The 26656-nt window shown below is 72.1% G+C and carries 22 protein-coding genes and 1 pseudogene; 11 read left to right on the top strand and 12 right to left on the bottom strand.

Annotated features, from left to right (window positions below):
- Positions 1-86: 86 nt before the first annotated feature.
- From ACFT32_RS11875 to ACFT32_RS11855, 5 genes are all read left to right on the top strand, one after another.
- Positions 87-1406, top strand: a complete 1320-nt coding sequence (locus ACFT32_RS11875; RefSeq protein WP_382488286.1) for an ABC transporter substrate-binding protein — start codon at positions 87-89, stop codon at positions 1404-1406.
- On the top strand, positions 1403-2329 hold the full coding sequence (locus ACFT32_RS11870; protein ID WP_382488285.1) for a carbohydrate ABC transporter permease: 927 nt from the start codon (positions 1403-1405) through the stop codon (positions 2327-2329). The genes ACFT32_RS11875 and ACFT32_RS11870 overlap by 4 nt, the downstream gene beginning before the upstream one ends.
- Complete coding sequence (locus ACFT32_RS11865; protein WP_382488284.1) at positions 2326-3234, top strand: carbohydrate ABC transporter permease; 909 nt, start codon at positions 2326-2328, stop codon at positions 3232-3234. Before ACFT32_RS11870 ends, ACFT32_RS11865 begins: the two co-directional genes overlap by 4 nt.
- Complete coding sequence (locus ACFT32_RS11860) at positions 3231-4262, top strand: LacI family DNA-binding transcriptional regulator (RefSeq protein WP_382488283.1); 1032 nt, start codon at positions 3231-3233, stop codon at positions 4260-4262. Before ACFT32_RS11865 ends, ACFT32_RS11860 begins: the two co-directional genes overlap by 4 nt.
- Before the next feature lie 90 nt (positions 4263-4352).
- Positions 4353-4742, top strand: coding sequence for a MarR family winged helix-turn-helix transcriptional regulator (locus ACFT32_RS11855; protein ID WP_382488282.1), 390 nt, complete (start codon positions 4353-4355; stop codon positions 4740-4742).
- A 30-nt stretch (positions 4743-4772) separates the two neighbouring features.
- Here the strand turns inward: ACFT32_RS11855 and ACFT32_RS11850 are convergent, their stop codons facing one another.
- The 3 genes and pseudogenes from ACFT32_RS11850 to ACFT32_RS11840 form a co-directional block, all read right to left on the bottom strand.
- Complete coding sequence (locus ACFT32_RS11850) at positions 4773-5174, bottom strand: SseB family protein (RefSeq protein WP_184595591.1); 402 nt, start codon at positions 5172-5174, stop codon at positions 4773-4775.
- Between the two features lie 212 nt (positions 5175-5386).
- A pseudogene (locus ACFT32_RS11845) lies at positions 5387-5506 on the bottom strand (peptidase E); the annotation flags it as partial.
- A 40-nt stretch (positions 5507-5546) separates the two neighbouring features.
- Complete coding sequence (locus tag ACFT32_RS11840; protein ID WP_382488281.1) at positions 5547-6206, bottom strand: 1,4-alpha-glucan branching protein; 660 nt, start codon at positions 6204-6206, stop codon at positions 5547-5549.
- A 107-nt stretch (positions 6207-6313) separates the two neighbouring features.
- On the opposite strand from ACFT32_RS11840, the gene ACFT32_RS11835 reads away from it, so the two are divergent.
- From ACFT32_RS11835 to ACFT32_RS11820, 4 genes are all read left to right on the top strand, one after another.
- Entirely contained in the window at positions 6314-7507 is a 1194-nt protein-coding gene (locus tag ACFT32_RS11835) for an MFS transporter (RefSeq protein ID WP_382488280.1), read from the top strand.
- Positions 7508-7536: 29 nt separating this feature from the next.
- The gene (locus ACFT32_RS11830; protein ID WP_382488279.1) at positions 7537-9303 is read left to right on the top strand and encodes a beta-galactosidase; all 1767 of its coding nucleotides are present in this window, start codon (positions 7537-7539) and stop codon (positions 9301-9303) included.
- Positions 9297-11687 carry a beta-galactosidase gene (locus tag ACFT32_RS11825; RefSeq protein WP_382488872.1) on the top strand — a complete coding sequence of 797 codons (2391 nt, stop codon included), beginning with the start codon at positions 9297-9299 and terminating at the stop codon, positions 11685-11687. Before ACFT32_RS11830 ends, ACFT32_RS11825 begins: the two co-directional genes overlap by 7 nt.
- A gap of 88 nt (positions 11688-11775) precedes the next feature.
- Positions 11776-12843, top strand: coding sequence for a LacI family DNA-binding transcriptional regulator (locus tag ACFT32_RS11820; RefSeq protein WP_382488278.1), 1068 nt, complete (start codon positions 11776-11778; stop codon positions 12841-12843).
- Between the two features lie 5 nt (positions 12844-12848).
- On the opposite strand, the gene ACFT32_RS11815 is transcribed toward ACFT32_RS11820, so the two are convergent.
- From ACFT32_RS11815 to ACFT32_RS11800, 4 genes are all read right to left on the bottom strand, one after another.
- Positions 12849-14816, bottom strand: coding sequence for a heavy metal translocating P-type ATPase (locus tag ACFT32_RS11815; RefSeq protein ID WP_382488277.1), 1968 nt, complete (start codon positions 14814-14816; stop codon positions 12849-12851).
- A 192-nt stretch (positions 14817-15008) separates the two neighbouring features.
- Positions 15009-16448 (bottom strand): NAD-dependent succinate-semialdehyde dehydrogenase, encoded by a 1440-nt coding sequence (locus tag ACFT32_RS11810; protein ID WP_382488276.1) that lies wholly within the window; start codon positions 16446-16448, stop codon positions 15009-15011.
- Positions 16445-19312 carry an FAD-binding and (Fe-S)-binding domain-containing protein gene (locus ACFT32_RS11805; RefSeq protein ID WP_382488275.1) on the bottom strand — a complete coding sequence of 956 codons (2868 nt, stop codon included), beginning with the start codon at positions 19310-19312 and terminating at the stop codon, positions 16445-16447. Before ACFT32_RS11805 ends, ACFT32_RS11810 begins: the two co-directional genes overlap by 4 nt.
- Positions 19309-20577 (bottom strand): aspartate aminotransferase family protein, encoded by a 1269-nt coding sequence (locus tag ACFT32_RS11800; protein WP_382488274.1) that lies wholly within the window; start codon positions 20575-20577, stop codon positions 19309-19311. Before ACFT32_RS11800 ends, ACFT32_RS11805 begins: the two co-directional genes overlap by 4 nt.
- Before the next feature lie 222 nt (positions 20578-20799).
- On the opposite strand from ACFT32_RS11800, the gene ACFT32_RS11795 reads away from it, so the two are divergent.
- The gene (locus ACFT32_RS11795; RefSeq protein WP_382488273.1) at positions 20800-22413 is read left to right on the top strand and encodes a PucR family transcriptional regulator; all 1614 of its coding nucleotides are present in this window, start codon (positions 20800-20802) and stop codon (positions 22411-22413) included.
- Between the two features lie 80 nt (positions 22414-22493).
- Entirely contained in the window at positions 22494-22796 is a 303-nt protein-coding gene (locus ACFT32_RS11790; protein WP_382488272.1) for a hypothetical protein, read from the top strand.
- A gap of 33 nt (positions 22797-22829) precedes the next feature.
- Here the strand turns inward: ACFT32_RS11790 and paaE are convergent, their stop codons facing one another.
- From paaE to paaA, 5 genes are read right to left on the bottom strand one after another with little or no spacing between them, the layout of a single operon-like run.
- Entirely contained in the window at positions 22830-23945 is a 1116-nt protein-coding gene (gene paaE, locus ACFT32_RS11785; protein WP_382488271.1) for a 1,2-phenylacetyl-CoA epoxidase subunit PaaE, read from the bottom strand.
- Positions 23945-24460, bottom strand: coding sequence for a 1,2-phenylacetyl-CoA epoxidase subunit PaaD (paaD, locus tag ACFT32_RS11780; RefSeq protein ID WP_382488270.1), 516 nt, complete (start codon positions 24458-24460; stop codon positions 23945-23947). The genes paaE and paaD overlap by 1 nt, the downstream gene beginning before the upstream one ends.
- Entirely contained in the window at positions 24454-25281 is an 828-nt protein-coding gene (paaC, locus tag ACFT32_RS11775) for a 1,2-phenylacetyl-CoA epoxidase subunit PaaC (RefSeq protein ID WP_382488269.1), read from the bottom strand. Before paaC ends, paaD begins: the two co-directional genes overlap by 7 nt.
- 10 nt (positions 25282-25291) lie before the next feature.
- Positions 25292-25597 carry a 1,2-phenylacetyl-CoA epoxidase subunit PaaB gene (gene paaB, locus ACFT32_RS11770; protein WP_382488268.1) on the bottom strand — a complete coding sequence of 102 codons (306 nt, stop codon included), beginning with the start codon at positions 25595-25597 and terminating at the stop codon, positions 25292-25294.
- Positions 25594-26580 (bottom strand): 1,2-phenylacetyl-CoA epoxidase subunit PaaA, encoded by a 987-nt coding sequence (paaA, locus tag ACFT32_RS11765; protein WP_382488267.1) that lies wholly within the window; start codon positions 26578-26580, stop codon positions 25594-25596. The genes paaB and paaA overlap by 4 nt, the downstream gene beginning before the upstream one ends.
- Between the last annotated feature and the right edge of the window lie 76 nt (positions 26581-26656).

The following is a 26656-nucleotide window of genomic DNA, read 5'->3' as shown; positions in this document are numbered from 1 at the left end:
TCCGGGATGTTTCTCTACTGTGAACGCTCACAGAAGCATGGCAGGTCTTCGCAGCAGGCGAGGACCCCAGGTCAGGGGAGAGATCCATGCCGTACACGAAGCGCCGCCGCCTCGTGAGAACCGCCGTCGCCGTCGCGCTCGGCGCCACCACACTCGCCGCCTGCGGCACGGAAGACGCGGACAGCGGGACCGAGTCGGGTCCGGCCTCGCTGACGTACTGGACCTGGACGCCCGGCATGGACAAGGTCGTGGACCTGTGGAACAAGGGTCCGGGCAAGAAGGACCGGATCACCGTCACGGTGAAGAAGCAGGCGTCCGGCGACACGCTGGTCACCAAGATCCTCACCGCGCACAAGGCGGGCAAGGCGCCCGACCTGGTGCAGGCGGAGTACCAGGCGCTGCCGACCCTGGTCAGCAATGACGCGCTGGCGGACATATCGAAGAACGTGGACGACGCGAAGGGCAGTTTCGCCGACGGCGTCTGGCAGCAGACGACGCTGGGCACGGACGCCGTCTACGCGGTCCCGCAGGACATCGGGCCGATGATGTTCTACTACCGCGAGGACCTGTTCAAGGAGTACGGCCTGACGGTGCCGACGACCTGGGACGAGTTCGCCGAGACCGCCCGCAGGCTCAAGAAGGCGGCTCCCGACAAGGACCTGACCACCTTCTCCGCCAACGACTCCGGCCTCTTCGCGGGCCTCGCACAGCAGGCGGGCGCCAAGTGGTGGACGACCTCGGGCGACCAGTGGAAGGTCTCCATCGACGACGCGGCGACGCAGAAGGTCGCGAAGTTCTGGGGCGGCCTGGTCGAGGAGGGCGCCGTCGACAACCAGCCGATGTACACGCCGGCCTGGAACAAGGCGCTCAACACCGGCAAGCAGATCGCCTGGGTCAGCGCCGTGTGGGCGCCGGGCACGCTCACCACCGCCGCTCCCGACACCAAGGGCAAGTGGGCCATGGCCCCGCTCCCCCAGTGGTCCTCGAGCGAGACCCGCACCGGCAGCTGGGGCGGTTCCTCCACCGCCGTCACCACGGACTCCAAGCACCAGGGGGCCGCCGCGAAGTTCGCCGCCTGGCTGAACACCGACAGCGAGGCCCTCAACGCACTGGCGAAGGAGAGCGGCATCTACCCGGCCGCCACGAACGCCCAGACCAGCGGCGCCTTCCTCAAGCCGCCAGCCTACTTCTCGAACCAGGCCGACTTCTACACCAAGGCCGCCGACATCGCGGAGACCACGGCGCCGTCCGCCTGGGGCCCGAACGTGAACGTCGCCTACACCACCTTCAAGGACGCCTTCGGCGCCGCCGCCAAGAGCAAGTCCGGCTTCGACACCGCCCTGAAGAAGATGCAGGACGACACCGTCGCCGACATGAAGAAGCAGGGCTTCGAGGTCGCTCCGTGAAAAGCACGGCACACCGGCAGTCGTACGGGGCCAAGAGCGCCCCGTACGCCTTCCTCCTCCCCGCGACGATCCTGTTCGCGCTGTTCTTCGCACTGCCCATCGGCTACGCGGTGTGGCTCAGCTTCCGCAAGGTGAAGGTCTCCGGCCTCGGCTTGGGGTCCGGCGCCCGCAAGGAGGTCTGGGCCGGTCTGGAGAACTACACCGACGCCCTCACCGACAGCGAGCTGATGCACGGGGCCCTGCGCGTACTGGGCTACGGCTGCATCGTCGTACCCGTCATGCTCGGCCTCGCCCTGCTGTTCGCGCTGATGCTCGACTCCGAGAAGGTGCGCCTCGCGCCGTTCACCCGGCTCGCGATCTTCCTGCCGTACGCCATCCCCGGGGTGGTGGCGGCGCTGCTGTGGGGCTTCCTGTACCTGCCGGACGTCAGCCCCTTCTACTTCGTGCTCGACAAGCTGGGCATGCCCCAGCCGGATCTGCTGGACGGCGGGCCGCTGTATCTCGCTCTCTCCAACATCGCGGTCTGGGGCGGCACCGGATTCAACATGATCGTCATCTACACCTCGCTCCAGGCGATCCCGGCGGAGGTCTACGAGGCGGCGAAGCTGGACGGTGCCACGCCGACGCAGATCGCACTGCGGATCAAGATCCCGATGGTGGCGCCCTCGCTGGTGCTGACCTTCTTCTTCTCGATCATCGCCACGCTCCAGATGTTCAACGAGCCGACCACCCTCAAGCCGCTCACCAACTCCGTGTCCACGACGTGGAGTCCGCTGATGAAGGTGTACCGGGACGCGTTCGGCGAGGGTGACATCTACGGAGCCGCGGCGCAGGCCGTGATCATCGCCTTCGCCACGCTCCTGCTGTCCTTCGGCTTCCTGCGAGCCGCGAACCGTCGTCAGAAGCAGGAGGCAGCTCGATGAGTTCCCTTGCCGTCCCGAAGGCCGAGCCGGTGGCGGGCAGCACGTCCGGCACCGACCGGGGCCGCCCGCCGCTGCGCCGCCGGATCGCCCTGATCCCGACGGTCACCCTGCTCCTGGGTGCGGTCTACTGCCTGCTGCCGGTGGCCTGGGTGATCATCGCGGCCACCAAGTCCGGACGTGAGCTGTTCTCCACGTTCACGTTCCTGCCGGGTTCGGGATTCGCCGACAACGTCCGGGACCTGAGCGCCTACCGCGACGGCGTGTACTGGGCGTGGATGGGCAACTCCGCCCTGTACGCCGGGCTGGGTGCCCTGCTGTCGACCTGCGTGTCCGCGATCAGCGGCTACGCCCTGGCGACCTACCGCTTCCGGGGCCGCGAGACGATCTTCAACGTGCTGCTCGCGGGCGTGCTGATGCCACCGGTGATCCTGGCCGTCCCCCAGTACCTGCTGCTGGCCAAGGTCGAGCTCACCGACTCCTACCTGTCCGTACTGCTGCCGCAGATCCTCTTCCCTTACGGCGTCTACCTCGCGCGGATCTACGCCGCCGCCGCTGTGCCCGCCGACGTGGTCGAGGCCGGGCGGATGGACGGGGCGAGCGAGTGGCGGATCTTCACGCGGATCGCGCTGCCGATGATGGTCCCCGGCATGGTGACGGTGTTCCTGTTCCAGTTCGTGGCGATCTGGAACAACTTCCTGCTGCCTTACATCATGCTCAGCGACGACGAGAAGTTCCCGATCACGCTCGGTCTGTTCACGTTGCTGGAGCAGGGCGCCAACTCGCCGGCCCTGTACACGCTGGTGATCACGGGCGCGTTCCTCGCGGTGTTCCCGCTGGTCGCCCTCTTCCTGGTCATCCAGCGCTTCTGGAGTCTGGATCTGCTGTCCGGAGCCGTAAAGTCATGACCATGAACGCTGCGGGAGGCAGGCGCAGGCCGCCCACGATCCACGACGTGGCGCGCGAGGCGGGGGTGTCGCGCGGCACCGTCTCGAGGGTCCTCAACGGCGGCCACTACGTCAGCCCGGCCGCCCAGGAGGCGGTCAACGCGGCCATCCGCAGGACGGGGTACGTCGTCAACCGGCATGCCCGCTCCCTGATCACCGGGCGGTCCGACTCGATCGGCTTCCTGCTCACGGAGCCGCAGGAGCGGTTCTTCGAGGACCCCAACTTCAACGTCCTCCTGCGCGGCTGCACCCAGGCGCTCGCCGCGCACGACATCCCGCTGCTGCTGATGCTGGCCGGCACCGAGGACGAACGGCGGCGCATCACGCGGTACATCACCGCCGGGCATGTCGACGGGGTGCTGCTGGTCTCCAGCCACTCCGGGGATCCCGTCGCCGAGCAGCTGCGTGGGGCCGGGGTGCCGCTCGTGGCGTGCGGGAAGCCGATCGGGCTGGCCTCCAAGGTGAGCTACGTGGCCGCCGACGACCGTGACGGTGCACGCGACATGGTGCGTCATCTGCTGTCGCTCGGGCGGCAGCGGGTGGGCATGGTGACCGGTCCGCTGGACACGCCGGGCGGTGTGGAGCGCCTCGCCGGCTACAAGGAGGTGCTCGCGGACACGGGCATGGAGTTCGACGAGCGGCTCATCGTCTCGGGCGACTACAGCCGGTCCAGTGGCGAGGCGGGGGCCGAGCGGCTGCTGGCACAGGCCCCGGACGTGGACGCGGTGTTCGTCGCCTCGGACTTGATGGCCCAGGGGGTTCTGGCGGCGCTGCAGCGGGCGGGGCGGCGGGTGCCGCAGGACGTCGCGGTCGGCGGCTTCGACGACTCGTCCGCCGCGCTCGCCGCCCGCCCCCAGCTCACGACCATTCGGCAGCCCTATGACCGCATCAGCGCCGAGATGGTGCGGGTGCTGCTCGCGCAGATCGGCGGCGAGGATCCGGCGGCGGTGATCCTTCCGACGGAGTTGGTGAAGCGGGAGTCGACGTGAGCCCGGTCCCGGAACCCCGCCGCAGAGGGCGCCGTAAAGCGGCCGCTCCATGCACAGTCATTGAACCTCGGACCGGTGTACCGTTCGGTTATGGCAGCGAAAACGGCTGGTGCGGGGCTCGAGGAACGGTGGCGGGACATCCTGTCGGCGCACGCGCGCACGATGTGCGAGATCGACCGCGCGCTGCATCCGCACGGCCTCGGCGCCTCCGATTTCGAGGTCCTGGACATGCTCGTGACCGCCGCGCCCGAGGAGGGCGAGCAGTGCCGGGTGCAGAATCTGGTCGGGCGGGTCCATCTGAGCCAGAGCGCGCTGTCGCGGCTGATCGCCCGGCTGGAGAAGGACGGTCTGGTGACGCGTTCCGTGTGTGTGGAGGACCGGCGCGGCGTGTGGGTCTCCCTGACCTCCAGGGGCCGTGACCTGCACGCCGAGGTGCTGCCGCTGCAGCGGGCGGCGCTGGCCCGGACGCTGGGCGCGTGAGCGGCCCAGGCCCGGACCTGGCCGGTCGCCCTAGGGGCGTGCCAGCAGGGTGCGGACTCCCTCCGAGGTGAGCGTCAGGCGGTGCTCCGAGCTGCCGTCGATGGTGAGCGACAGGTCGTCGGCCGGCCACTGCGCGGCGAGGGCGCCGAGCGGCACCATGCGGTAGCGGGAGACGAACGGCAGCAGCCCGGCCATCTCCACCTCGGAGGTGAACACGGGCACCACCGGTTCGCCGCCCGGCTGCTCCAGCACCGGCAGCGCCACCGCCGACGGGTTCGCGGCGTCGGCGTCGTTCGCGTCGTCGGGCACGGGGATGAGCACGTCGCTGTCGGCGAGCGCGTTCAGAGCCGCCGCGTCCTCGGTGTTCTCGGCGAGGACGTCCAGAGCCCGCTGGGCGGGCGTGGGCGTGGGGTTGTTCGCGGGTGTCTCCATGGCAGATTCCCTGTTAGCGGCGGTCTTGCGGCCCACCCGGGACATGATCCGCCCCGGGCACGGTCCTGCTCGCGTACCCGATCGGGCCCGGGGCAATCCTGGTGGATCACTGAGGTTCAGCGGATCTGCCGGATGCGGTCAGAACATCCCGGGGTGAGCGGACGGACGGGCGAGGATCCGTACGCGGTACCGATCACCGCTCGGGGCGCCGACGAGGGCCGCCGGCCCGGTTCACCGCCGCAGTGCGGGCAGACGGAGCCGGGCAGCAGCCCCAAGCCGTCGGGGAGGTACGTCAGCGGCCCGAAGGAGTCGGTGTGCGAGCCCTCGGCCCAGCGCGGCCGGCAGTCCGGGGCATCCGACAGCTGAGCAGGGCTAGGCCCTGGGGCCGCTGTGCAGCACTGCCAGCACTCCCCGGGCGCGGGTGCCGTCCGGCAGTTGCCAGGAGCCGGTGATGTGGCCGGTCGCTCCCTGGGCGGGAGTCAACGGGCCGTCCGGGGCGGGCTGGAGGACTCGGTGCAGGTGGAGGGTCGGGCCGTGGGGCGTGGTCAGTCGGGTGCCGTCCCGGTCGTCGGTTGCGGTGAAGCCCGTGGGCAGGGGTCCTTCGCCGGTGTAGGAGGCGGTGACCTCACGGTCGGGGACGCCGCTGGTGTTCTGGTCCTGGGCCTGCGCCCGTCCCTCGATCAGGGCCGCCAACTGGGCGAGCAGCACGGGGTCGTGGCAGCCGTCGTAGGCCCAGCGCGGCCCGAGCACGCCGTGCTCCATGGTGCCGACGAGAGCGTGGTCCGCACCGTCGAGCGGGGCGCCGCGATAGGTGAGCGGCACCAGGTAGCCGGCCGGGCGGGGGCCGGAGGTGTCGGTGACGACGAGGAACTCGATCCCGACCTCGCCGCGCGGATCGTCCAGCCGGAACCCGCCGGCCTTGACCAGCTTGGGTTCGGCCTCGCCGGCGCGGTACCAGGGGCGGGTGGGCAGCCAGGAGGTGAGGAGCTCCAGCTTGGTCGGTGTGAGCGTGGTGCGGTGGATGACGGCCATGCCGGTCCCTTCCCCCTCGGGTCGATGCGAGCCGTGAACACGCAGCATACGTTCGTGGAGATCCAGGGATGTTGACGCGCGGAATGTTACCGGTAACATCAGTTCGCGTGACCGACCAGCCGATCGCACGGCTCGCCCCCAGCCCCTCCCCCGCCTCGTCCGCCCCGGCCTTCAGCAGGGCTGCCGTCGTGGCCTCCTGTGTCGGCTTTGTGCTCATCGGTGCGTTGCAGGCGCTGTACGGGCCCGCGATCCCGGCCTTCCGTGAGGAGTTCGGGCTGTCGCCCTCCGCCGCGGGGCTGGGGCTGAGCGCCCACTTCGTCGGCGGTGTGGCCGGTGTGCTGCTGTTCGACCGGCTCTACGGCCGGGTCGGCAACCGGCACATCCTCGGCAGCTCCTATCTGCTGATGGCCGTAGGCGCCACGGGCTTCGCGCTGGCGCCCGACTGGCCCACCGCCCTCGCGGCGGCCCTGCTCGCGGGGCTCGGTTTCGGTGGCATCGACTACGGCCTCAACCAGCTGTTCGCCGTGGGCTTCGGCCACCGTTCGACCGCGATGCTGAACATCCTCAACGCCCACTTCGGCATCGGCGCCATCCTCGGCCCCGCCCTGATCGGCGTGGTCGGCTCGGAGCACTACCCGGCCGTCTTCCTTTGCTTCGCCCTCGCCAATCTGCCGTTGCTGCTGTGTCTGAGGGGAGTCCGGAACGACGTGCCCCTGCCGGACAGGGCCGAGGACGGCCGTGGGCAGGTTCTGGGCCGCAGCCTCGGCTCCGTGCTCTCCGTCTTCGTCGCGCTCTACGTCCTGCACGTCGCCGTCGAGGCCGGTGTCGGCGGCTGGGAGCCCACCCATCTGGAGACCGTCGGCTACGGCGCGGGCGTCGCGGCCACCGCCACCTCGGTGTACTGGCTGATGATGACCGTCGGGCGCTTTCTGGTCGCCCCGCTCGCGCTGCGGTTCTCCGCCCAGACCATCATCACCGTCTCGTGCGCGGGCATGACGGTGTGTCTGCTGGCCGCGTCCGTGCCCGCGCTGGCCCCGTACGCGTACGCCGGTGTCGGTCTGTTCATCGCGCCGATCTTCCCCACCGGCCTGCCCTGGCTGAGCCGCGCCGCGCCCCAGGCCCGGCGGGCCGGTGCCGTGGTCATCGCGGCCTCCATGGTCGGCGGTGTCGCCGCCGGGCCCGCGCTGGGCAAGGCCATCGAATGGTCCGGGATCCGCGCCGTGCCGCTCCTGCTGTGCGGGATCTCCGCGCTGTGCCTGGCCGCCACGCTCTGGCTCATCCGCGCCACCCGATCTCAGTGACTGCCCCTACCTCGAAGGGAAGCCTCCGCATGCCCGCTCTGACGACGACGTCCGACGGATTCCTGCTGCACGGCGAGCCGTTCCGCATCCTCTCCGGCGCGCTGCACTACTTCCGTGTCCACCCCGACCTGTGGGCCGACCGGTTGCGCAAGGCCCGTCTGATGGGCCTCAACACGGTGGAGACGTACCTTCCGTGGAACCACCACCAGCCGGATCCCGACGGGCCCCTCGTGCTCGACGGTTTCCTCGACCTGCCCCGGTTCCTGCGGCTCGCCCAGGACGAGGGGCTGTGCGTGCTGCTGCGCCCCGGTCCGTTCATCTGCGCCGAGTGGGACGGAGGCGGTCTGCCCGACTGGCTGACCTCGGACACCGGCATCCGGCTGCGGACCAGCGATCCGCGCTTCACCGGGGCCGTCGACCGCTATCTCGACCTGCTGCTCCCCGCGCTCCGTCCGTACATGGCCGGGGCGGGCGGTCCCGTCATAGCGGTGCAGGTGGAGAACGAGTACGGGGCCTACGGCGACGACAGCGCGTATCTGAAGCACCTGGCCGACGCGTTCCGTTCCCGGGGTGTCGAGGAGCTGCTGTTCACCTGCGACCAGGCCGACCCGGAACATCTGGCCGCCGGAAGTCTGCCGGGCGTCCTCGCGGCCAGCACCTTCGGCAGCCGCGTCGAGCAGTGCCTCGGGCGGCTGCGCGAGCACCGGAGCGAAGGGCCCCTGTTCTGCGCGGAGTTCTGGATCGGCTGGTTCGACCACTGGGGTGGTCCGCACCATGTGCGGGACGCGGCCGACGCCGCCGCGGACCTGGACCGGCTGCTGTCCGCCGGGGCGTCTGTCAACATCTACATGTTCCACGGCGGAACCAACTTCGGCTTCGCCAACGGCGCCAACCACAAGCACGCCTACACCCCGACCGTCACCTCGTACGACTACGACGCCGCGCTCACCGAGTGCGGCGACCCGGGGCCGAAGTACCACGCCTTCCGCGAGGTCATCGCCCGCCACGCAGGTGTCCCCGACGAGCCCGTCCCGGCGCCGGGACCCAAACTCCCGCCCGCCGAAGTCGAGTTGGACGGCCGGGCACCTCTGCTTCCGCTCGCCGGCACGCTCGCCGCCCCCGTGCACGCCGACGACCCGGTGACCATGGACGAGCTCGGGCAGCGCACCGGCTACGCGCTCTACCGCACCACCCTTCCCACTGCCGGTGACGGCCTGCTGCACTTCTCCGGCGGTGTCGGCGACCGCGCCCAGGTCTTCGTCGACGGCGCCCCGGCCGGTGTACTGGAGCGCGAACGCCACGACGAGACAGTGCCCGTGCGCGTCCCACGCTCCGGCGCGACGCTGGAGGTACTCGTCGAGAACATGGGCGGCGTCAACTACGGACCCCGTATCGGCGCGCCCAAGGGTCTGCTCGGGCCCGTCTCCTTCAACGGCACCGTTCTGCGGGGCTGGGACTGCCGCCCGCTGCCGCTGGACGGCGTGGACGGGCTGCCGTTCGTACCGGCCGACGGGGCCGCGGTCACCGTGCCGGCCTTCCACCGCGGCACCTTCGAGGTGGACACGCCCGCCGACGCCTTCCTCTCCCTGCCCGGCTGGACGAAGGGCCAGGCGTGGGTCAACGGCTTCCACCTGGGCCGTTACTGGAACCGGGGCCCGCAGCACACCCTGTACCTCCCCGCCCCGGTGCTGCGGCCAGGCAGCAACGAGCTGGTCCTGCTGGAGCTGCACGGCACCACCGCCACCCGCGCGCAGCTCACCGACACTCCCGACCTCGGCCCGGAGAACACCTGGTGACCCCGCACCGACTGCGTGTTCCCGCGCCCTCCGCTCCCCCGCTCACCGGCCATCTGCCCTTCGCGGACGCGCCGGGCGTGCCCGACCCGGTCGAGGTGACCAGCCGCTGGCTCACCAGGGGCGGCCTCCCCTGGTTCCCGGTCTCCGGCGAGTTCCACTACTCCCGCTATCCGCACGGGGAGTGGGAGGAGGAGCTGCTGAAGATGAAGGCGGGCGGGGTGACCGCCGTCGCCTCCTACGTCATCTGGATCCACCACGAGGAGATCGAGGGCCGGGTCCGCTTCGACGGCGACCGTGACCTCCGGCGCTTCGCCGGGCTGTGCGCCCGCCACGGCCTGGACTTCATCCCGCGCATCGGCCCCTGGTCACACGCCGAGGTGCGCAACGGGGGCCTGCCCGACTGGCTGCTCGCCCACGCCTGTACGCCACGCACCGACGACCCGGCCTATCTGGAGCCCGTACGCACCTGGTTCACGGCCGTCGCGGAGCAACTGCGCGGCCTGGACCGGGCGCACGGCGGCCCGATCCTGGCGATCCAGATCGAGAACGAGCTCTACGACCAGCCCGGCCACCTGCGCACGCTCAAGCGCCTCGCTCAGGAGGCCGGGCTGAGCGCACCGCTGTGGACGTCGACCGCCTGGGGCGGGGTGCGGCTTCCGGGAGAGGAACTGCTTCCGCTGTACGGCGGCTATCCCGAGGCGTTCTGGACGGAGGCGGACGGCGGCTGGCCCGACACCTGCCGCAAGCACTACTTCTTCACGCACGAGCGCGACGACGAGGGCATCGGCGCCGACCTGCGGCCCACGACCGTGCGCGGCACCGACCCGGCCCCGACCGACCGGTTCCCCTGGGCCACCTGCGAGTTGGGAGGGGGTATGGCGGTGGCCTATCACCGGCGGCCTCGTGTGGAGGCCGCCGATGTGGGCGCGCTCGGGCTGACCAAGATCGGCTGCGGTTCGGTGTGGCAGGGCTACTACATGTTCCACGGCGGCACGAACCCGCCGGGGGAGCTGACCACCCTCCAGGAGTCGCACGCCACCGGCTACCCCAACGACCTGCCGCTCCTGAGCTACGACTTCCAGGCCCCGCTCGGCGAGTACGGCCAGGTGCGGCCCTCGTACCACGAACTGCGGCTCCAGCACCTGCTGCTGGCCGCTTTCGGGCACCGCATCGCGCCCATGGAGTCCGTGCTGCCCGAGCGGCTGCCTGCCGGTCAGCACGACCGTGACACCCTGCGCTGGGCCGTCCGCACCGACGGCATCTCGGGCTTCCTGTTCGTGACCAACCACCAGCCGCACGAGCCGCTGCCGGACCACCCGGAGACGACGTTCAGGGTCGACTTCCCGAACGCGCCGTCGCTGACCCTGCCGAGCGCTCCCGTCACGGTGCCCTCCGGCGCCTTCTTCTGCTGGCCGTTGCGGCTGGACGTGGCCGGGCTGCGCCTGGAGTGGGCCACCGCGCAGCCGGTGTGCACGGTCGAGGCGGACGGCCGTACGGTCCTGGTGCTGGCCGCTGCCGACGGCATCGCGCCCGAACTCGCCCTGGACGCGGACACGGTGGCGGCCGTCGCCGTGCCGGCCGGGGGCGGGGAGGTCACGCCCGTCGACGGCCGGGTCCTGGTCACCGGTCTGCGGCCGGGCACCGACGCCCTGGTCGAGGTGGACGCCGCCGACGGCTCCCGCGTCGGTCTGCTGGTCCTGGACGCGGCGACGGCCCGTACCGCCTACCGGGGACTCGCGTGGGGTGCCGAGCGGCTGGTGCTCAGCGGGGACGGAGTCGTCTTCGACGGTGACGAGGTACGGCTGCACAGCCCGGCCGCCGACCCGTCGTTCGCGGTGCTGCCCGCGCCCGATTCCGCCCTGGTGGTGGAGGGGGAACGGGTGCGGGAGGAGGCGGACGGGGTGTGCACGCGCTACACGGTCGAGGCCGGGGCCCTCGGTCGCACAGCCGCGCACGTCGCCCTGGTCAGGCCCGCCGGTCCGGCCCCCGAGCCCGTGACCGGCGTGCAGGGCCGGGCGAGCATGCCCGCCGCCACGTACGTGGACACCGTGGCCGCCGAGTACCGGGTCGACGTACCGGAGGAACTGCTGCGGGCGCCCGCCGGTGTTCTGCTGCGGCTGCACTGGACCGGTGATCTGGCACGGGCCTACGTGGGGGACGTCCTGGTCGCCGACCAGTTCTACTCGGGGCGGGTCTGGGACATCGGACTGGACCGGTTGCCCGCCGGGGAGTTGCGTGCTCGAGGGCTGCGGCTGAAGGTGCTGCCACTGGCCGCCGACGCGCCGGTGCATGTGGCGGGGCAGCTGGGTGACGCCTGGCGGGCGGCCGGGGTGGGGCAGGCCGAGTGGGTGGTCAGGCGCGTGTGGGCGGTCCGGACCGGCTGAGGCCCTCACGGGCACCGCGCGGCCTATGCTGTGCTCCTGCCGGGCGGGTTCAGGACCGCCGTTGTCCGACGTCGAGGAATCCCCCGCCATGACACCGAGCGCCACCGACGGCCCGGTTCCCAAGGGCCGCAGCAGGCGCAACTTCGCGGGGACGCGGCCGGTGATGGCCGACGTGGCCCGGCTGGCCGGGGTCTCCAAGCAGACCGTCTCCCGCGTGCTCAACGACCACCCGGCAGTCCGCGCCGAGACCCGCGAGGCGGTCCTGGAGGCCATGCGCACGCTCGGCTACCGGCCCAGCCGCAGCGCGCGGTCCCTGGCCAGCGGCAGGACCCGGATGCTCGGGGTGATCTCCTTCGACGCCGCACGGTACGGGCCCGCCTCCATCCTGACCGCGATCAACACCGCCGCCCAGGAGGCCGGTTACCTCGTCAGCTCCATCGCCCTGGACACGGCCGACCACGGGACCGTCGTCGAGGCCGTGAACCGGCTGTCGGCCGAGGGCGCGGACGGCGTCATCGCGATCGCCCCGCAGCAGTGGGTGGGCCGGGCACTGGCGGAGACCGAGCTCAGCACTCCCCTGGTGGTGCTGGAGAGCGCCCTCGACGACAGCACTCCCCTGGTCACCGGCGACTCCCGCACCGGCGCCCGCAAGGCCACGGAGCATCTCCTCGGCCTGGGGCACGCCACCGTGTGGCACATCGCGGGTCCCACCGGCTGGACCTCCGCCGATCACCGGCTGGCGAGCTGGCAGGCGACGCTCCAGGCGGCCGGCGCCGACGTCCCGGCTCCTCTGGTCGGGGACTGGGGCGCCGACTCCGGTTACGAACTGGGCCGCCGGCTGGCCCGGCGCCCGGAGGTGACGGCGGTGTTCGCCTCCAACGACCAGATGGCGCTGGGCCTGCTGCACGCCCTGCACGAGTCCGGGCGGTCCGTCCCCGGGGAGGTCAGTGTCGTCGGCTACGACGACATCCCCGAGGCCGCGCATCTGCTGCCCCCGCTGACCACCGTCCGCACCGATTTCGCCGAGATCGGCACCCGGTCCCTGCGGCTGCTCCTGGACCGCATCGACGGCCCGGGCGAGCGGCCCCGCGTGGACAGCCTCGTCCCCGTCGATCTCGTCGTGCGCGCGAGCAGCGGTCCGCCTCCGGTGCGCTGACGGGCTCAGGCACTCCCCTCGGCGGCGGCCTTCTGCCAGGCAGACTCCCTCAGCAGCCGCAGGCCGTTCAGTCCGACGAGAACCGTGGAGCCCTCGTGGCCCGCGACGCCCAGAGGCAGCGGCAGGTCGCCTGCCAGGTCCCAGACGACGAGGCCGGCGATGAACACCCCGGCGATGACGAGGTTCTGGACGACCAGCCGACGGGCGCGGCGGGAGAGGGCGACGGTGGCGGGGACGGCGGCGAGTTCGTCTCGCACGATCACGGCGTCGGCGGTCTCCAGGGCGAGGTCGGAGCCCGCCCGGCCCATGGCGACCCCCGTGTGGGCGGCGGCCAGGGCGGGTGCGTCGTTGACGCCGTCCCCGACGACCAGCACCTTGCGGCCCGCGCTCTCCATCTCCTGGACGGCGGTCAGCTTGTCCTGCGGCAGCAGCCCGGCGCGCACGTCGTCGATGCCGGTCTCGGCGGCAAGGTGCGCGGCGGCCCGGGGGTTGTCGCCGGTGAGGAGTATCGGGGCGGCGCCCGTGAGTGTGGTCAGGGCGGTGACCGTGGCGGCGGCGTCGGGGCGCGGCCGGTCGGCGATGCCGAGCAGCCCGGCGGGGGCGCCGTCGACGACGACCAGCACGGCGGTACGGCCGGACTCCTCCAGCTCCGCGATACCTTCGAAGGCGTCGTCCTTCAGCCGGGCCGGGGCACCCACCGCGACCGCACGGCCGTCGACGAGGGCGGTCACCCCCACGCCGGGCGCGGACGCGAAGTCCTCCGCTTCGGGCAGATCGAGGCCGCGCTCACGGGCGGCGTCGACGACCGCCCGGGCCAGCGGATGCTCACTGGGCCGCTCGGCGGCCGCCGCGAGGGTCAGCAACCCGCCCTCGTCCAAGCCGGATCCGGGCAGCGGCCGGACGTCGGTGACGCGCGGGCTGCCTTCGGTCAGGGTGCCGGTCTTGTCCAGCGCGACGGCGTCCACCTGGCCGATCCGTTCCATCACCACGGCCGACTTCACCAGCACACCGTGCCGCCCGGCGTTGGCGATGGCCGAGAGCAGGGGCGGCATGGTGGCCAGCACGACCGCGCAGGGCGAGGCCACGATCATGAACGTCATGGCGCGCAGCAGCGAGTCGGTGAGCCGCTCCCCGAAGGCGAGGGGCACCAGGAAGACGGCCAGGGTCGCGGCCACCATGCCGAGCGAATAGCGCTGTTCGACCTTCTCGATGAACAGCTGCGTCGGCGCCTTGGTCTCGGACGCCTCCTGCACCATCCGGACGATCCGGGCGATCACCGAGTCGGACGCGTCGCGCTCGACCCGGACCCGCAGGGCGCCGGTGCCGTTGAGGGTGCCCGCGAAGACCTCGTCGCCCGGCTCCTTCGGCACGGGGAGCGGCTCGCCGGTGATGGTGGCCTGGTCCACCTCGCTCGCCCCGTCCAGCACCCGGCCGTCGGCGCCGACGCGCTCTCCGGGGCGTACGAGGACGGTGTCGCCGACCGTCAGCTCCTCGACGGGGACGAGCTGTTCGCCGCCGTCGGGAGAGAGCCGGGTGGCCGTTGCGGGGGCCAGGTCGAGCAGGCCGCGGACGGAGTCGGCGGTGCGGGCCGTGGCCAGCGCCTCCAGGGCGCCGGAGGTGGCGAAGATGACGATGAGCAGGGCGCCGTCCATGACCTGCCCGATCGAGGCCGCGCCCAGTGCGGCGACCACCATCAGCAGGTCGACGTCGAGGGTGCGTTCCTTGAGCGCCTTCAGCCCCTCCCACCCCGGCTCCCAGCCGCCCGTGACGTATGCCGCCGCGTACAGCGGTCCCCAGGTCCAGGCGGGGGCGCCGGTCAGCTGGAGCGGCAGCGCGAGCAGGAAGAAGGCGGTGGCCGCCGCGGCCCAGCGGGCCTCGGGGAGCGCGAGGACACGGGTGCGGCGTCGCGGCACGGTGCCGGGGCGTGCGGGCTGTGCCTCCCGGACCGGCCGCGGCGTGAGGGTGGAAGTCAACAGGGGTCCTTCTGGCGGGGACGCTGGGGGCCCTCACCATACAGGAACACATGAAGACCCCTTCATACCTTCATGTACCTCGAACGACAGCCGGGAACGAGCGTCAGCGCAGCTTGTCCTTGGCCTTGGGGCGTGGCACGTCACGGAGTCAGGCGCTCGTCCCGCCCGGACACGCGCCGGGCGGGAGGGCGTTCAGCGGACGGGCACGGCGATGTACTGGTACTCCAGGAACTCGTCGATGCCGACCCTGCCGCCCTCGCGGCCGAGACCGGACTGCTTGACCCCGCCGAAGGGCGCGGCCGGGTTGGAGACGAGTCCGGTGTTCAGGCCCACCATGCCCACCTCCAGGCCCTCGCTGACACGCAGGCCCCGGTCGAGCCCCTGAGTGAAGACGTAGCCGACGAGACCCCAGGGCGTGTCATTGGCCCGGCGCAGGACCTCGTCCTCGTCGTCGAAGGTGAGGATCGCGGCGACCGGGCCGAAGATCTCCGTGTCCATCAGGCGGCTCTCGGGGGAGACGTCCGCGAGCACGGTCGGCGGGTAGAAACAGCCGGGCCCTTCGGGCGTACGGCCGCCGACCAGTACCTGGGCGCCGCGCTCCACCGCGTCGGCGACCAGTTCCTCGACCTTGGCACGCCCGCCGGTGTCGATCAGCGGGCCGACGTCCACGCCGTCCCTGGTGCCGGGGCCGACCTCGAGCGCGCCCATCCGCTCGGCGAGCCGCCGTCCGAACTCCTCGGCGACCGGCCGGTGGACGAAGAAGCGGTTCGCTGCGGTGCAGGCCTCGCCCATGTTGCGCATCTTGGCGACCATCGCGCCGTCCACGGCCACGTCCAGATCGGCGTCGTCGAAGACGATGAACGGCGCGTTGCCGCCCAGCTCCATCGACGTCCGTACGACGGTGTCGGCGCACTGCGCGAGCAGCAGCCTGCCGACGGCGGTGGAGCCGGTGAAGGACAGCTTGCGGATCCGGCCGCCGCGCAGCAGCGGTTCGCAGACCTCCCCGGCCCGGGAGGTGGTGACGACGTTCAGCACACCGTCCGGGAGGCCCGCCTCCTTCAGGATCCCGGCGAGGGCGAGGCTGGACAGCGGGGTCTGCGGAGCCGGCTTGAGAATCATCGTGCAGCCCGCCGCGATCGCCGGGCCGATCTTGCGGGTGCCCATGGCCAGCGGGAAGTTCCACGGCGTGATCAGCAGGCAGGGGCCGACCGGGCGGCGGGAGAGCAGCATGCGGTTGCGGCCGTCGGGCAGCGTGCCGCATCCCCCGTCGATCCGCACGGCCTCCTCGGAGAACCAGCGGAAGAACTCGGCGGCGTACGCCACCTCTCCCCTGGCCTCGGCGAGGGGCTTGCCCATCTCGGAGGTCATCAGGCGGGCGAGTTCGTCGGTGCGTTCGAGGATGAGCTCGTGCGCGCGGCGCAGGATCTCGCTGCGTGCCCGGGGTGCCGTACGGGCCCATGCGGCCTGGGCCTGGACGGCCGCTTCCTCCGCGAGCCTGGCGTCCTTGGCACCCGCGTCGGCGACATGGCCGATGATCTCGCCGGTGGCGGGGTCGTCGACGGGCATGGTGGCGCCGTCCGCGGCGTCCACCCAGGCACCGCCGATGAACAGCTGGTTCAGTACCTCGGTCATGATGTCTCTCCTGGTCGATCGGCGCCGGGGTCGAGGAGTTCCGCGAGGTGCAGGGCGCGGATGCCCCGGTCACCGGCGAGGTGGTCGATCTGGGTGGCACAGCTGAAGCCGTCGGCGACGACGGGGCGTCCGTCGAGTTCGTCGAGCCGGGGTTTGAGGGCGAGGTCTGCGACGGCGATGGAGGTGTCGTAGTGCTCCGCCTCGAAGCCGAAGTTCCCGGCGAGTCCGCAGCAGCCCTCGGCCTCGTCGACCTTCCGTACGCCCAGGCGGCGCAGCAGGTCGGCGGGACGGCGGCCCTTGAAGGTGGCGTACTCGTGGCAGTGGGTCTGCAGGACGACGTCCCCGGGCAGCGGCGGCGGGGTCCAGCCCTGGTCGGCGAGGTCGGTGAGGGCCCCGGTGAAGGTGTGGACGCGGTCGGCGACACGCTGTGCGGCCTCGGTGCCGAGCAGTTCGGGCACGTCGCGTTTGAGGGCGGCGGCGCAACTGGGCTCGGCGACGATGATCGGCCGGTCGTCGCCGTCGTCGAGGGCGGCGACCGTACGGGCCATGACCCTGCGGGCCACGGACAGCTGGCCGGTGCTGACCCAGGTCAGTCCGCAGCACAGGCCGTCCCGGGGAGTGCAGGGAACGCCGGCGTCGGCGAGCACACGGCTCACCGCTCCCGCGACCCGGGGGCGGAAGGCCCGGGTGAAGCTGTCGACGAAGAGCAGGGCCTTCGCCGGTCCCGGGGTCTTCGCCGCACGCAGGGTCTTGCGCAGGGCGCGCCGGGAGGCGAAGGCGGGGATGCTGCGCTTTGTCGTCACGCCGCCGAGACGGGCGAGGAGCCTGCCGAGCGGTCCGTGCAGCAGGAGGTTGACGGGGCGGGCCGCGTATCCGGCGAGGGCGGAGGTCCTGGGCAGCCAGCCGAGCGAGTAGTGGGAGCGGGGGCGGAGGCGGTTCTTGTAGTGCTGGTGCAGGAACTCCGCCTTGTAGGTCGCCATGTCGACGCCGACCGGACAGTCGCTGGAGCAGGCCTTGCAGGACAGGCACAGATCGAGGGCGTCCTTGACCTCGGTCGAGCGCCAGCCGTCCTGGACGGCCTCGCCGCGCACCATCTCCTGGAGCATGCGGGCCCGGCCGCGGGTGGAGTCGTTCTCCTCCCCCGTGGCCCGGTAGCTCGGGCACATCACCCCGCCGGAGCCGCTGCGGCAGCGGCCGATGCCGACACAGCGGCGCACCGCGCCCGTGAAACCGTCCGTGTCGTGCGGGAAGGTGAACGACGTGTCGACGAGCGGGAGTTCACGCAGCGCGAGGTCGGCGTCCAGCGGGGCCGGGTCGACGATGACCCCGGGGTTGAGCAGCCGGTCCGGGTCGAAGATCCGCTTGAACGCGGCGAACGCGCTGATCATGCGGTGGCTGTACATGACCTCCAGCAGTTCGCTGCGGGCCCGTCCGTCACCGTGCTCGCCCGACAGGGTGCCGCCGTGCGAGACGACCAGCTTGGCCGCCTCGGAGAGGAAGCGCCGCATGACGGCCCGGCCGGTGTCCGTGGCCGGGTCGAAGTCGACCCGTACATGGACGCAGCCCGCGCCGAAGTGCCCGTACAGCACACCGGTCAACCCGTGCGCGGCCAGCAGCTTGCGGAAGTCGCGCAGATAGGCGGCGAGGTTCTCGGGGGCGACGGCCGCGTCCTCCCAGCCGGGCCAGGACTCCCCGCCGTCCACCAGCCGGGCGGCGAGCCCTGCCCCGTCCTCGCGGACCCGCCACAGCGAGCGCCGCTCGGCCGGGCTCTCGACGACCCGTCCGCCGGTCAGCCGTCCCTGGGCCTTCAGCACGTCGAGCAGTTCGGCGGCGCGGCCGTCGACCGCGGCCTGGTCCTCGCCTTCGAGTTCGACGTAGAGCCAGGCGCGGCCCTCGGGCAGGCCGGTGACGGAGTCCGGGCCGCGGCGGACGCGCATGGTGGCGACGATCGCCTCGTCCATGCCCTCCACGGCGCTGGGCGAGAAGCGCAGGATCTCCGGCACGTCCTCGGCCGCGTCGACGACGTCGTCGTAGCCGAGGGTCAGCAGCGCGGAGGCCTGTGCGGTCGCCACCAGGCGGACCGTCGCGGCGGTGACGACCGCACAGGTGCCTTCGGTGCCCACGAGCGCGCGGGCCATGTCGAAGCCGTTCTCCGGCAGGAGGCGGTGCAGCTGATAGCCGGAGACCTGGCGCGGGATCCGGCCCAGTTCGGTACGGATCGGCTTCAGGTTGTCGGCGATCAGCTTCCGGAGGTCGGATTCGAGCCGCGCGATGACTTCGGCGTCGCCCGGCTCGACCGGGTGCAGTCCGGAGCGGTCGGCGACGGCCCGCACTCCGTCGGCCGTGACGATCTCCAGGGCGTCGACATGGCCGCTGGTCCGACCGTCGCGTACCGACCGGTTGCCGCACGCGTCGTTGCCGATCATGCCGCCGAGGGTGCAGCGGCTGTGCGAGGACGGGTCGGGACCGAAGTCGAGCCCGTGCGGGGCGGTCGCGGTGCGCAGCGCGTCGAGGACGGCACCGGTCTCGACCCGCGCGGTGCGGGCCTCGGGGTCGATGTCGAGGATCCGGTTCAGGTGCCGGGAGAAGTCCAGGACGACACCGAGTCCGACGGCGTTGCCCGCCATGCTGGTGCCGCCGCCCCGGGCCGTGACCGGCACGCCCGCCTCCCGGCAGGCCCGCAGCACCGCGACCACGTCGGCGGCGGTGCGCGGGAAGGCCACGGCCCAGGGCAGCACCCGGTAGTTGGAGGCGTCGTAGGCGTAGGGGCCCGTCGCTCCCGGGCCGGTCTCCACCCGCAGGCCGGGCGCGATCTCGGCGATACGGGCCGTGAGACCCGCCAGGTCGCGGGTGGCGGTGGTCATCGGTCGCCGGCTCCCGAGGTGCCGGCCTCGACCGCCTTCGCCCAGGCCCGCAGGCCTTCGTCCACTCCGCCCTCGTCGATGACGAGCGCCGGGATCATACGGACCACCTGGTTCCAGGCGCCGCACAGCAGCAGGAGCAGCCCCTCGTCGACGGCGGCGCGCTGCACCCGGGCGGCTGTCTCGGGGTCGGGGCTGCCGTCCTCGGTGACGAACTCGCTGGCGAGCATGAGACCGAGGCCGCGGACGTCGCCGATGCCCGGGGTGCGGTCGGCCACCGCCTCCAGGCCCTGGCGCAGGCGCCGGCCCATCGCGTCGGCGTTCTCGACGAGCTTCTCGTCGCGTACGACGTCGAGGGTGGCGCAGGCCGCGGCGCAGGCGACGGCGTTGGCGCCGTAGGTGCCGCCCTGTGAGCCAGGCCAGGCCTTGGCCATCAGTTCCTCGGAGGCGGCGATGCCGGAGATCGGGAAGCCGCTGGCCAGGCCCTTGGCGGTGATGAGGATGTCGGGGGTGACGCCGAAGTGGTCGTGGCCCCAGAAGCGTCCGGTGCGGCCGACTCCGGTCTGCACCTCGTCGAGGATCAGCAGGAAGCCGTGCCGGTCCGCCCGCTCCCGGAGCCCTTCGAGGAAGGCGCGGTTCGCGGGCACGTAGCCGCCCTCGCCGAGCACCGGCTCGACGATGATCGCGGCCGTGTCGGCGGGCGAGGAGATCGTCTGGAGGGTGTAGTCGAGTTCCTGGAGGGCGAAGCGGGTGGCGGCCTCCTCGTCCCAGCCGTACCGGTAGGCCGTCGGGAACGGCGTGACGACTACTCCGCTCATCAGCGGGGAGAAACCGGACCGGAAGCGGATCCCGGAGGTCGTCATGGAGGCGGCGGCGACCGTACGGCCGTGGAAACCGCCGTGGCAGACCAGGACGTTGGGCCGGCCGGTGGCCTGGCGGGCCAGCCGCAGCGCCGACTCGACGGCCTCGCTGCCGGAGTTGGTGAAGAACAGGCTGTCCAGGCCGGCCGGCAGCACCTCGCCGAGCTTGTCGACGAGCCGGCGCAGCGGCTGGTGCATGACGGTCGTGTACTGGCCGTGCACCAGCGTGCCCACCTGCTCCTGCGCCGCCGCCACGACCTTGGGGTGGCAGTGCCCGGTGCTGGTGACGCCGATGCCGGCGGTGAAGTCGAGGTAGCGGCGGCCGTCCTCACCGTAGAGATGGACGCCCTCGCCCCGGGCGGCCACCACGGGCGTGGCCTGGCGAAGGTGCGGCGACAGTGCGGTCATGTTCGTCTCCCGGCCGTACGTCGAGGTCTGCTCGCGGTGATCCGCGGTACTGGTCCGACACCCCGAGCATCCGGGCCGCCGCGAAGCGCCACAACGCGTGATCTGTCCAGCCGGAACGCGTTGTTCGGACGTTGTGTCAACCTCCGGACCCCCCTGGCACCGCCCGCCCCTCCCGTGGACAGCTGTTGCGCAGGTCAGTGCCGCTTGTCAGAGTGACCAGGAATGCAGGGAGCCACCGTGAACCCACACCCGCCGAGCGTCGCCGACGTGCTGGCCCTGCCCGTCCTGGCCGCCGGGCAGCCCCAGGTCGTCACCGGGCCGGCCGGGCTGGACCGGCCGGTGCGCTGGGTGCACATCACCGAGCTGACGGACCCGGCGTCCTTCCTCAAGGGCGGCGAGCTGGTCCTGACCACGGGCATGCCCCTGCCCGACGACGCGGCGGGTGTCCGCCGGTACGTCGACGAACTCACGGAGGTGGGCGCGGCCGCCCTGGTCATCGAGCTGGTACGGCGCTACCACCGGCCGCCCGACGCCCTCGTCCAGGCCTGCCGCGCCCGGGGGCTGCCCCTGGTCACCCTCGCGCGGGACGTCAACTTCCTGGAGGTCACACAGGTCGTCCACGCGCTCATCCTCGGCAGCCAGGCCGACGCGATGCGCCGGACGCAGCGGATCCACGAGGCGTTCACCGCCCTCACGCTGCGCGGCGCGGGGCCCGAGGAGGTGGTGCGGGCGGCGGCGGAGATGAGCGGCCGCACGGTCGTCCTGGAGAACCTGGTGCACCAGGCGCTGATCTGCGAGCCGTCGGGGAGCACGGTGGAGGAGGCGCTCGGCGACTGGGAACAGCGCTCCCGGGCCACCGATCCCGGCGACCACACCGAGGCGGGCGGCCCGGAGGGCTGGCTCACGGCGCCCGTCTCCTACCAGGGCGAACGCTGGGGCCGGCTGGCCATGCTCCGGGCCCCCGCCGACGGCCCGCCCTTCGGCCCGGAGCACATCACCGTCCTGGAGCGGACGGCGATGGCCCTCACCGTCGCCCGGCTCATCCACTCCACGCCCTGGGAGCACACGGCCCACCGCACCGCCCTGCGGGAGCTGGCGGAGCAGCGCCACCACTCCCCCGAGGACGCCCGCGCCCGCTGTGCCGCGCTGGGCCTGCCCACGGAGGACAACCGCTACCTGGCGATCCTCGTCGACCTGGGTCCGGGGGTCGAGGGAGGCGAGCTGGAGGCCCGGCTGCACGGCGAGCTCCGGTCGGCGGGGGTTCCGGCCCTGGTCGGCGAGCTCGCCTCCGGCCGCCTCGGCATCCTGCCGGCCCTGCGTCCCGACCTGCCCTGGCGCCCGATGGCGGAACGGCTGTGCCGCACCGCGCTGGGTCTGGTCCCGGGGGCGATCGTCGGCGTCGGCTCGGAGGTGGCGGACCTCGCCGACACGGCACGCTCCTTCCGGGAGGCGGCCCGTGTCATAGAGGCCACCCCGCCCGGCCAGCCCCTCCCGCCGGACCGTTCCTTCCACGAGCTGCCGGACATCGACCTGCGCCGTCTGCTGTACGCCCTGCGGGAGGACACGCGCGTCCAGGACTACACCGAGCGCCGCCTCGGCCGGCTCATCGACCACGACACCCGGCACGGCACCGACCTGCTCACCACGCTGGGGCACTACCTCGACGCGGCCGGCAACAAGACCACCGCGGCCCGTCGCGGCGGTCTGTCCAGGGAGACCATGTACCAGCGCCTGCGCACCATCGAACGCCTCCTGGACTCCGACCTGGAATCCGGGGAGCGGCGCACCGAACTCCACGTGGCGCTCACGGCGTTGCGCGTGCTGCGCGCCGGGTGAAGGATGCCTCAGTGCCAGGACGTCGGCACCGTCTCCTGAGGGGGTTCGATGAAGGTCGAGCACGGTGGAAGGGTCGGCACTTGAGTACCCGTCGGCGGATCGCCGTCGCCTGGGCGGGGGCGTGCCTGGCCGGGCTCGCCGCCACCTTCACTCTCAACTCCGTTTCATATACGGACGATTCCAACTCTCCGGCTCGGGAGGCCACACCGGCCGGCACGTACGACTGCCAGGAGATCCACGACTCCATCGAGCAGGCCCGGGCCGAGGCCAGGCGCGAGCAGCAGGACATGATCGACGCCTCGCCGGACGTCGCGTACCAGTCGGTCATCGTGGGGGACGTGGCCGTGCCGGAGGAGTGTTTCGGCGAAGTGAAGTCCCGCTGAGAAACACCCACTTGCTAGAAGGCGACCGGCGGCTCAGGTGTCGTAGTCCACCGTCAGCGCGTCGGAGACCGGGAACGACTGGCAGGTGAGGACGTAGCCCGCGTCGACCTCGGCCGGTTCGAGGGCGAAGTTGCGCCGCATGTCGGCCTTGCCTTCGGTGACCAGGGCGCGGCAGGTGCCGCAGACGCCGCCCTTGCAGGCGAACGGCAGGTCCGGGCGGGTCTGCTGGGCGCCTTCGAGGATGCTCCGCTCCCGGGGGAGGGCGGAGGTGGTGGAGCGGCCGTCGAGGGTGACGGTGACCTGGCTGACCGGGCCGGTCGGGCCGGCCTCGGCGTGGTGGACTTCGCGGACGGGCTCGTCGTCGGCGTAGAACAGCTCCTGGTGGACGCGGTCGGCGGGAACGTCGAGGCCGGCCAGGACCTGCTGGGCGGCGCGGACCATGCCGTGCGGGCCGCACAGCCACCAGTGGTCGGCGGAGTCCACGTCCACCAGCGCGTCGACGAGGGCCGACAGCCGGTCGGCGTCGAGGCGGCCGGAGAGGACCTCGGCCTCACGGGGCTCGCGGGAGAGGACATGGGCGAGCTGGAACCGCGTCGGGTGGAGGTCCTTCAGGTCGGCCAGTTCGTCGGCGAACATCACGGTGCCGGTGCGGCGGTTGCCGTAGAGGAGGGTGACCGTCGAGCGGGAGTCGGCGGCCAGGACCGACTCGGCGATGGAGACCATGGGTGTGATGCCGGAGCCGGCCGCGATCAGGACGTGGTGGCCGGGGGCGCTGAGGTCGGGTGTGAAGGCGCCGGTGGGTGCCATGACCTCGACGGTGTCGCCGGGGCGTACGTCGCTCACCAGCCAGGAGGAGAACAGGCCGCCCGGTACGACCCGGACGCCGATGCGCGGGGCGGTGCCGGCGGGTGAGCAGATCGAGTACGAGCGGCGCTCGTCCCGGCCCTCGATCTCGCGCCGCAGGGTGAGCGACTGGCCCGGCTCGAAGGCGAACTCCTCGGCCAGCTCGGCCGGGATGTCGAAGCTGACGGCCGCCGCGTCCTCGCACAGCGGCTGCACGGCGGCGACCCGCAGGCGGTGGAAGACCGGACGCCGGCGGGCCCGAGCGCGTGCCGCCGGGACGGGGGCCGGCTCCATCAGGTCGTCCATCAGATCTCCTTGACGTACTCGAACGGCTCGCGGCAGGCGAGGCAGCGCCACAGGGACTTGCAGGACGTGGCGGCGAAGCGGGAGGTCTCCTCGGTGTCGTGGAACCCGCAGCGCGGGCAGGGCACCGAGCGGCGGGTCGGCGACAGCACGAGCGGAACCGGGCCGGTGGTGCGCGCGGGCGCGGCCCCGGGCGGGGCGATGCCGTGCTCGGCGAGCTTGCGCCGGCCGTCCGCCGTGATCCAGTCGCTGGTCCACGGCGGGTCGAGGACGGTGCGGATCTCCACGCGCGCGTAGCCCGCGTCCCGGAGCCGGGCGGCCACGCCTGCGCGCATCTCCGCCATCGCCGGGCAGCCCGAGTAGGTCGGCGTCAGACTCGCGACCACCGTCCCGTCCGGGGTGAGGGACACATCGCGCAGCACTCCGAGGTCGGCCAGGGTGAGCATGGGCAGCTCGGGATCGGGCACCTGCTCGGCGATGCGCAGGGCCCGCCGCGCGTCCAGGAGCGTCGTCACCATGTCGCCTCCGGGTGTGCGCGGGCGATGCCCTGCAACTCGGCCAGCAGCGGGGCGAGATGCTCGGTGTGCTCCCCGGTGCGGCCCGAGCCGGGCAGCGGCCGGTAGACGGGCATGGGCAGTCCGGCCGCCTCGGTGACCTGGCGCAGGACTGCGACGACCTCGTCCCGTACGTCGTGCGCCGTGAACAGCTCGCCCAGGTAGGGCGCCGCCTGTTCCAGCGCCCGGCGCGTCCGGCGGTGCGACTCCTCGGTGCCGTCGCCCAGGCGCACCACCCACTCGGCCGCGTACTGCCGGTGGTACGCCAGCTCCTTCACTCCCTTGGCGGCGATCGCCGCGAGCACCGGGTCCGGGTGGGCGGTGAGCCGCTCGAAGTACGCGAGACGCCAGCCGGCGAACACCAGCAGCCGTACGGTCGAGAACGCGAAGTCGCCGTTGGGCAGTTCGGCCAGGCGTACGTTGCGGAAGTCGCCGGCGTCCCGGAAGTAGGCGTAGGCGTCCTCGCCGCGGCCGGTGCCGTCGACCTGGCCCGCGCGGGCGTAGAGCAGACGGGCCTGGCCGAGCAGATCGAGTCCGATGTTGGCCAGGGCCACCTCCTCCTCCAGCTCGGGGGCCCGGGTGGTCCACTCGGCGAGCCGCTGGGCCGAGACCAGGGCGTCGTCGGCCAGGGTGACGCAGAGGTCGGCCAGTTCACCGGCGTCGACACCCTCGGGTACGGTCGTGTCCACGCCGTGCAGTGGGTCCTCGAAGCCGGTGCCGTAGGCCCAGCGGGTGTCGTCCTCGTGCCCCTCGGCGAGGGTCATGTAGACGTGGTCGTCACTCATGCCCTCTCCTTCAGATGTGCGGGACGTCGGCGGGGATGTCGTAGAAGGTCGGGTGCCGGTAGACCTTGTCGGCGCTGGGCGCGAAGAACGGGTCCTTCTCGTCGCGGGTGGAGGCGGCGATGTGCTCCGAGCGCACCACCCAGATGCTCACGCCCTCGTTGCGCCGGGTGTACAGGTCGCGGGCGTGGGTGAGGGCCATGCGGTCGTCGGCGGCGTGCAGCGAGCCCACGTGGACGTGGTTCAAACCGCGCTTGCCGCGCACGAACACCTCGTACAGCGGCCAGTCCTGCTTCTCGGACGGCTTGTCGGCGCTCATGCCACCGCTCCCTTCTCCGCACGGGCGGCCTGCTTGGCCGCGTGGGCGGTGGCCGCCTCGCGGACCCAGGCGCCCTCGTCGTGGGCGCTTCTGCGCCGCTCCATCCGCTGGTCGTTGCACGGGCCGTCGCCCTTGATGACCCGCATCAGCTCGTCCCAGTCGGGGGTGCCGAAGTCATGGCGTCCCCGCTCGTCGTTCCAGCGCAGCTCCGGGTCCGGGAGCGTCACGCCGAGCTTCTCGGCCTGCGGGACCGTCATGTCGACGAAACGCTGACGCAGTTCGTCGTTGCTGTGCCGCTTGATCTTCCAGGCCATCGACTGCGCGGAGTTGGGCGAGGCGTCGTCGGGCGGGCCGAACATCATCAGGGACGGCCACCACCAGCGGTCCACGGCGTCCTGCACCATCTCCCGCTGGGCCGCGGTGCCGCGCATCATCGTCATCAGCAGTTCGTAGCCCTGCCGCTGGTGGAAGGACTCCTCCTTGCAGATCCGCACCATCGCGCGCGCGTACGGCCCGTACGAGGACCTGCACAGCGGCACCTGGTTGCAGATCGCGGCACCGTCCACGAACCAGCCGATCACCCCGACGTCCGCGAAGCTCAGCGTGGGGTAGTTGAAGATCGACGAGTACTTCTGGCGGCCCTCGATCAGCCGGTCCGTGAGATCCGCGCGGTCCGCGCCCAGCGTTTCCGCCGCCGAGTACAGATACAGCCCGTGCCCGGCCTCGTCCTGGACCTTCGCGAACAGAATGGCCTTGCGGCGCAGCGACGGAGCGCGCGTGATCCACTCGCCCTCCGGCTGCATGCCGATGATCTCCGAGTGCGCGTGCTGCGCGATCTGACGGATCAGTGTCTTCCGGTAGCCCTCCGGCATCCAGTCGCGCGGCTCGATCCGCTGGTCCCGCGCGATCGTCGCCTCGAAGTGCTGCTGGAGAACCGGCTCGGCGCCGTCCGCCCCCGCGGGGCTGGAGCGTGTCGTATCCATCCGTCCCACTTCCCAACCGACCATTCGTTCGGTCCATGATAGGACAGGCCCGGGCACCTTGGTAAGCCCCCGGCCC

Origin of the sequence: Streptomyces sp. NPDC057002 (genome assembly GCF_042673825.1) — a bacterium.
Classification (GTDB): domain Bacteria; phylum Actinomycetota; class Actinomycetes; order Streptomycetales; family Streptomycetaceae; genus Streptomyces.
Note: the sequence above shows the minus strand (reverse complement) of the source record. Positions and strands in the feature narration are given on the sequence as shown.

Bases quoted from the DNA above. Each gene is read 5' to 3' on its own strand.
- ACFT32_RS11875 (WP_382488286.1), top strand. From the start codon at position 87: ATGCCGTACACGAAGCGCCGCCGCCTCGTGAGAACCGCCGTCGCCGTC.
- ACFT32_RS11850 (WP_184595591.1), bottom strand. From the start codon at position 5,174: ATGGAGACACCCGCGAACAACCCCACGCCCACGCCCGCCCAGCGGGCT.
- paaE (WP_382488271.1), bottom strand. From the start codon at position 23,945: ATGGACGACCTGATGGAGCCGGCCCCCGTCCCGGCGGCACGCGCTCGG.
- ACFT32_RS11810 (WP_382488276.1), bottom strand. From the start codon at position 16,448: ATGACCGAGGTACTGAACCAGCTGTTCATCGGCGGTGCCTGGGTGGAC.
- ACFT32_RS11840 (WP_382488281.1), bottom strand. From the start codon at position 6,206: ATGGCCGTCATCCACCGCACCACGCTCACACCGACCAAGCTGGAGCTC.
- paaB (WP_382488268.1), bottom strand. From the start codon at position 25,597: ATGAGCGCCGACAAGCCGTCCGAGAAGCAGGACTGGCCGCTGTACGAG.
- paaC (WP_382488269.1), bottom strand. From the start codon at position 25,281: ATGAGTGACGACCACGTCTACATGACCCTCGCCGAGGGGCACGAGGAC.
- paaA (WP_382488267.1), bottom strand. From the start codon at position 26,580: ATGGATACGACACGCTCCAGCCCCGCGGGGGCGGACGGCGCCGAGCCG.
- ACFT32_RS11800 (WP_382488274.1), bottom strand. From the start codon at position 20,577: ATGACCGCACTGTCGCCGCACCTTCGCCAGGCCACGCCCGTGGTGGCC.
- ACFT32_RS11805 (WP_382488275.1), bottom strand. From the start codon at position 19,312: ATGACCACCGCCACCCGCGACCTGGCGGGTCTCACGGCCCGTATCGCC.
- ACFT32_RS11795 (WP_382488273.1), top strand. From the start codon at position 20,800: ATGCAGGGAGCCACCGTGAACCCACACCCGCCGAGCGTCGCCGACGTG.
- ACFT32_RS11820 (WP_382488278.1), top strand. From the start codon at position 11,776: ATGACACCGAGCGCCACCGACGGCCCGGTTCCCAAGGGCCGCAGCAGG.
- ACFT32_RS11860 (WP_382488283.1), top strand. From the start codon at position 3,231: ATGACCATGAACGCTGCGGGAGGCAGGCGCAGGCCGCCCACGATCCAC.
- ACFT32_RS11855 (WP_382488282.1), top strand. From the start codon at position 4,353: ATGGCAGCGAAAACGGCTGGTGCGGGGCTCGAGGAACGGTGGCGGGAC.
- paaD (WP_382488270.1), bottom strand. From the start codon at position 24,460: ATGGTGACGACGCTCCTGGACGCGCGGCGGGCCCTGCGCATCGCCGAG.
- ACFT32_RS11830 (WP_382488279.1), top strand. From the start codon at position 7,537: ATGCCCGCTCTGACGACGACGTCCGACGGATTCCTGCTGCACGGCGAG.
- ACFT32_RS11865 (WP_382488284.1), top strand. From the start codon at position 2,326: ATGAGTTCCCTTGCCGTCCCGAAGGCCGAGCCGGTGGCGGGCAGCACG.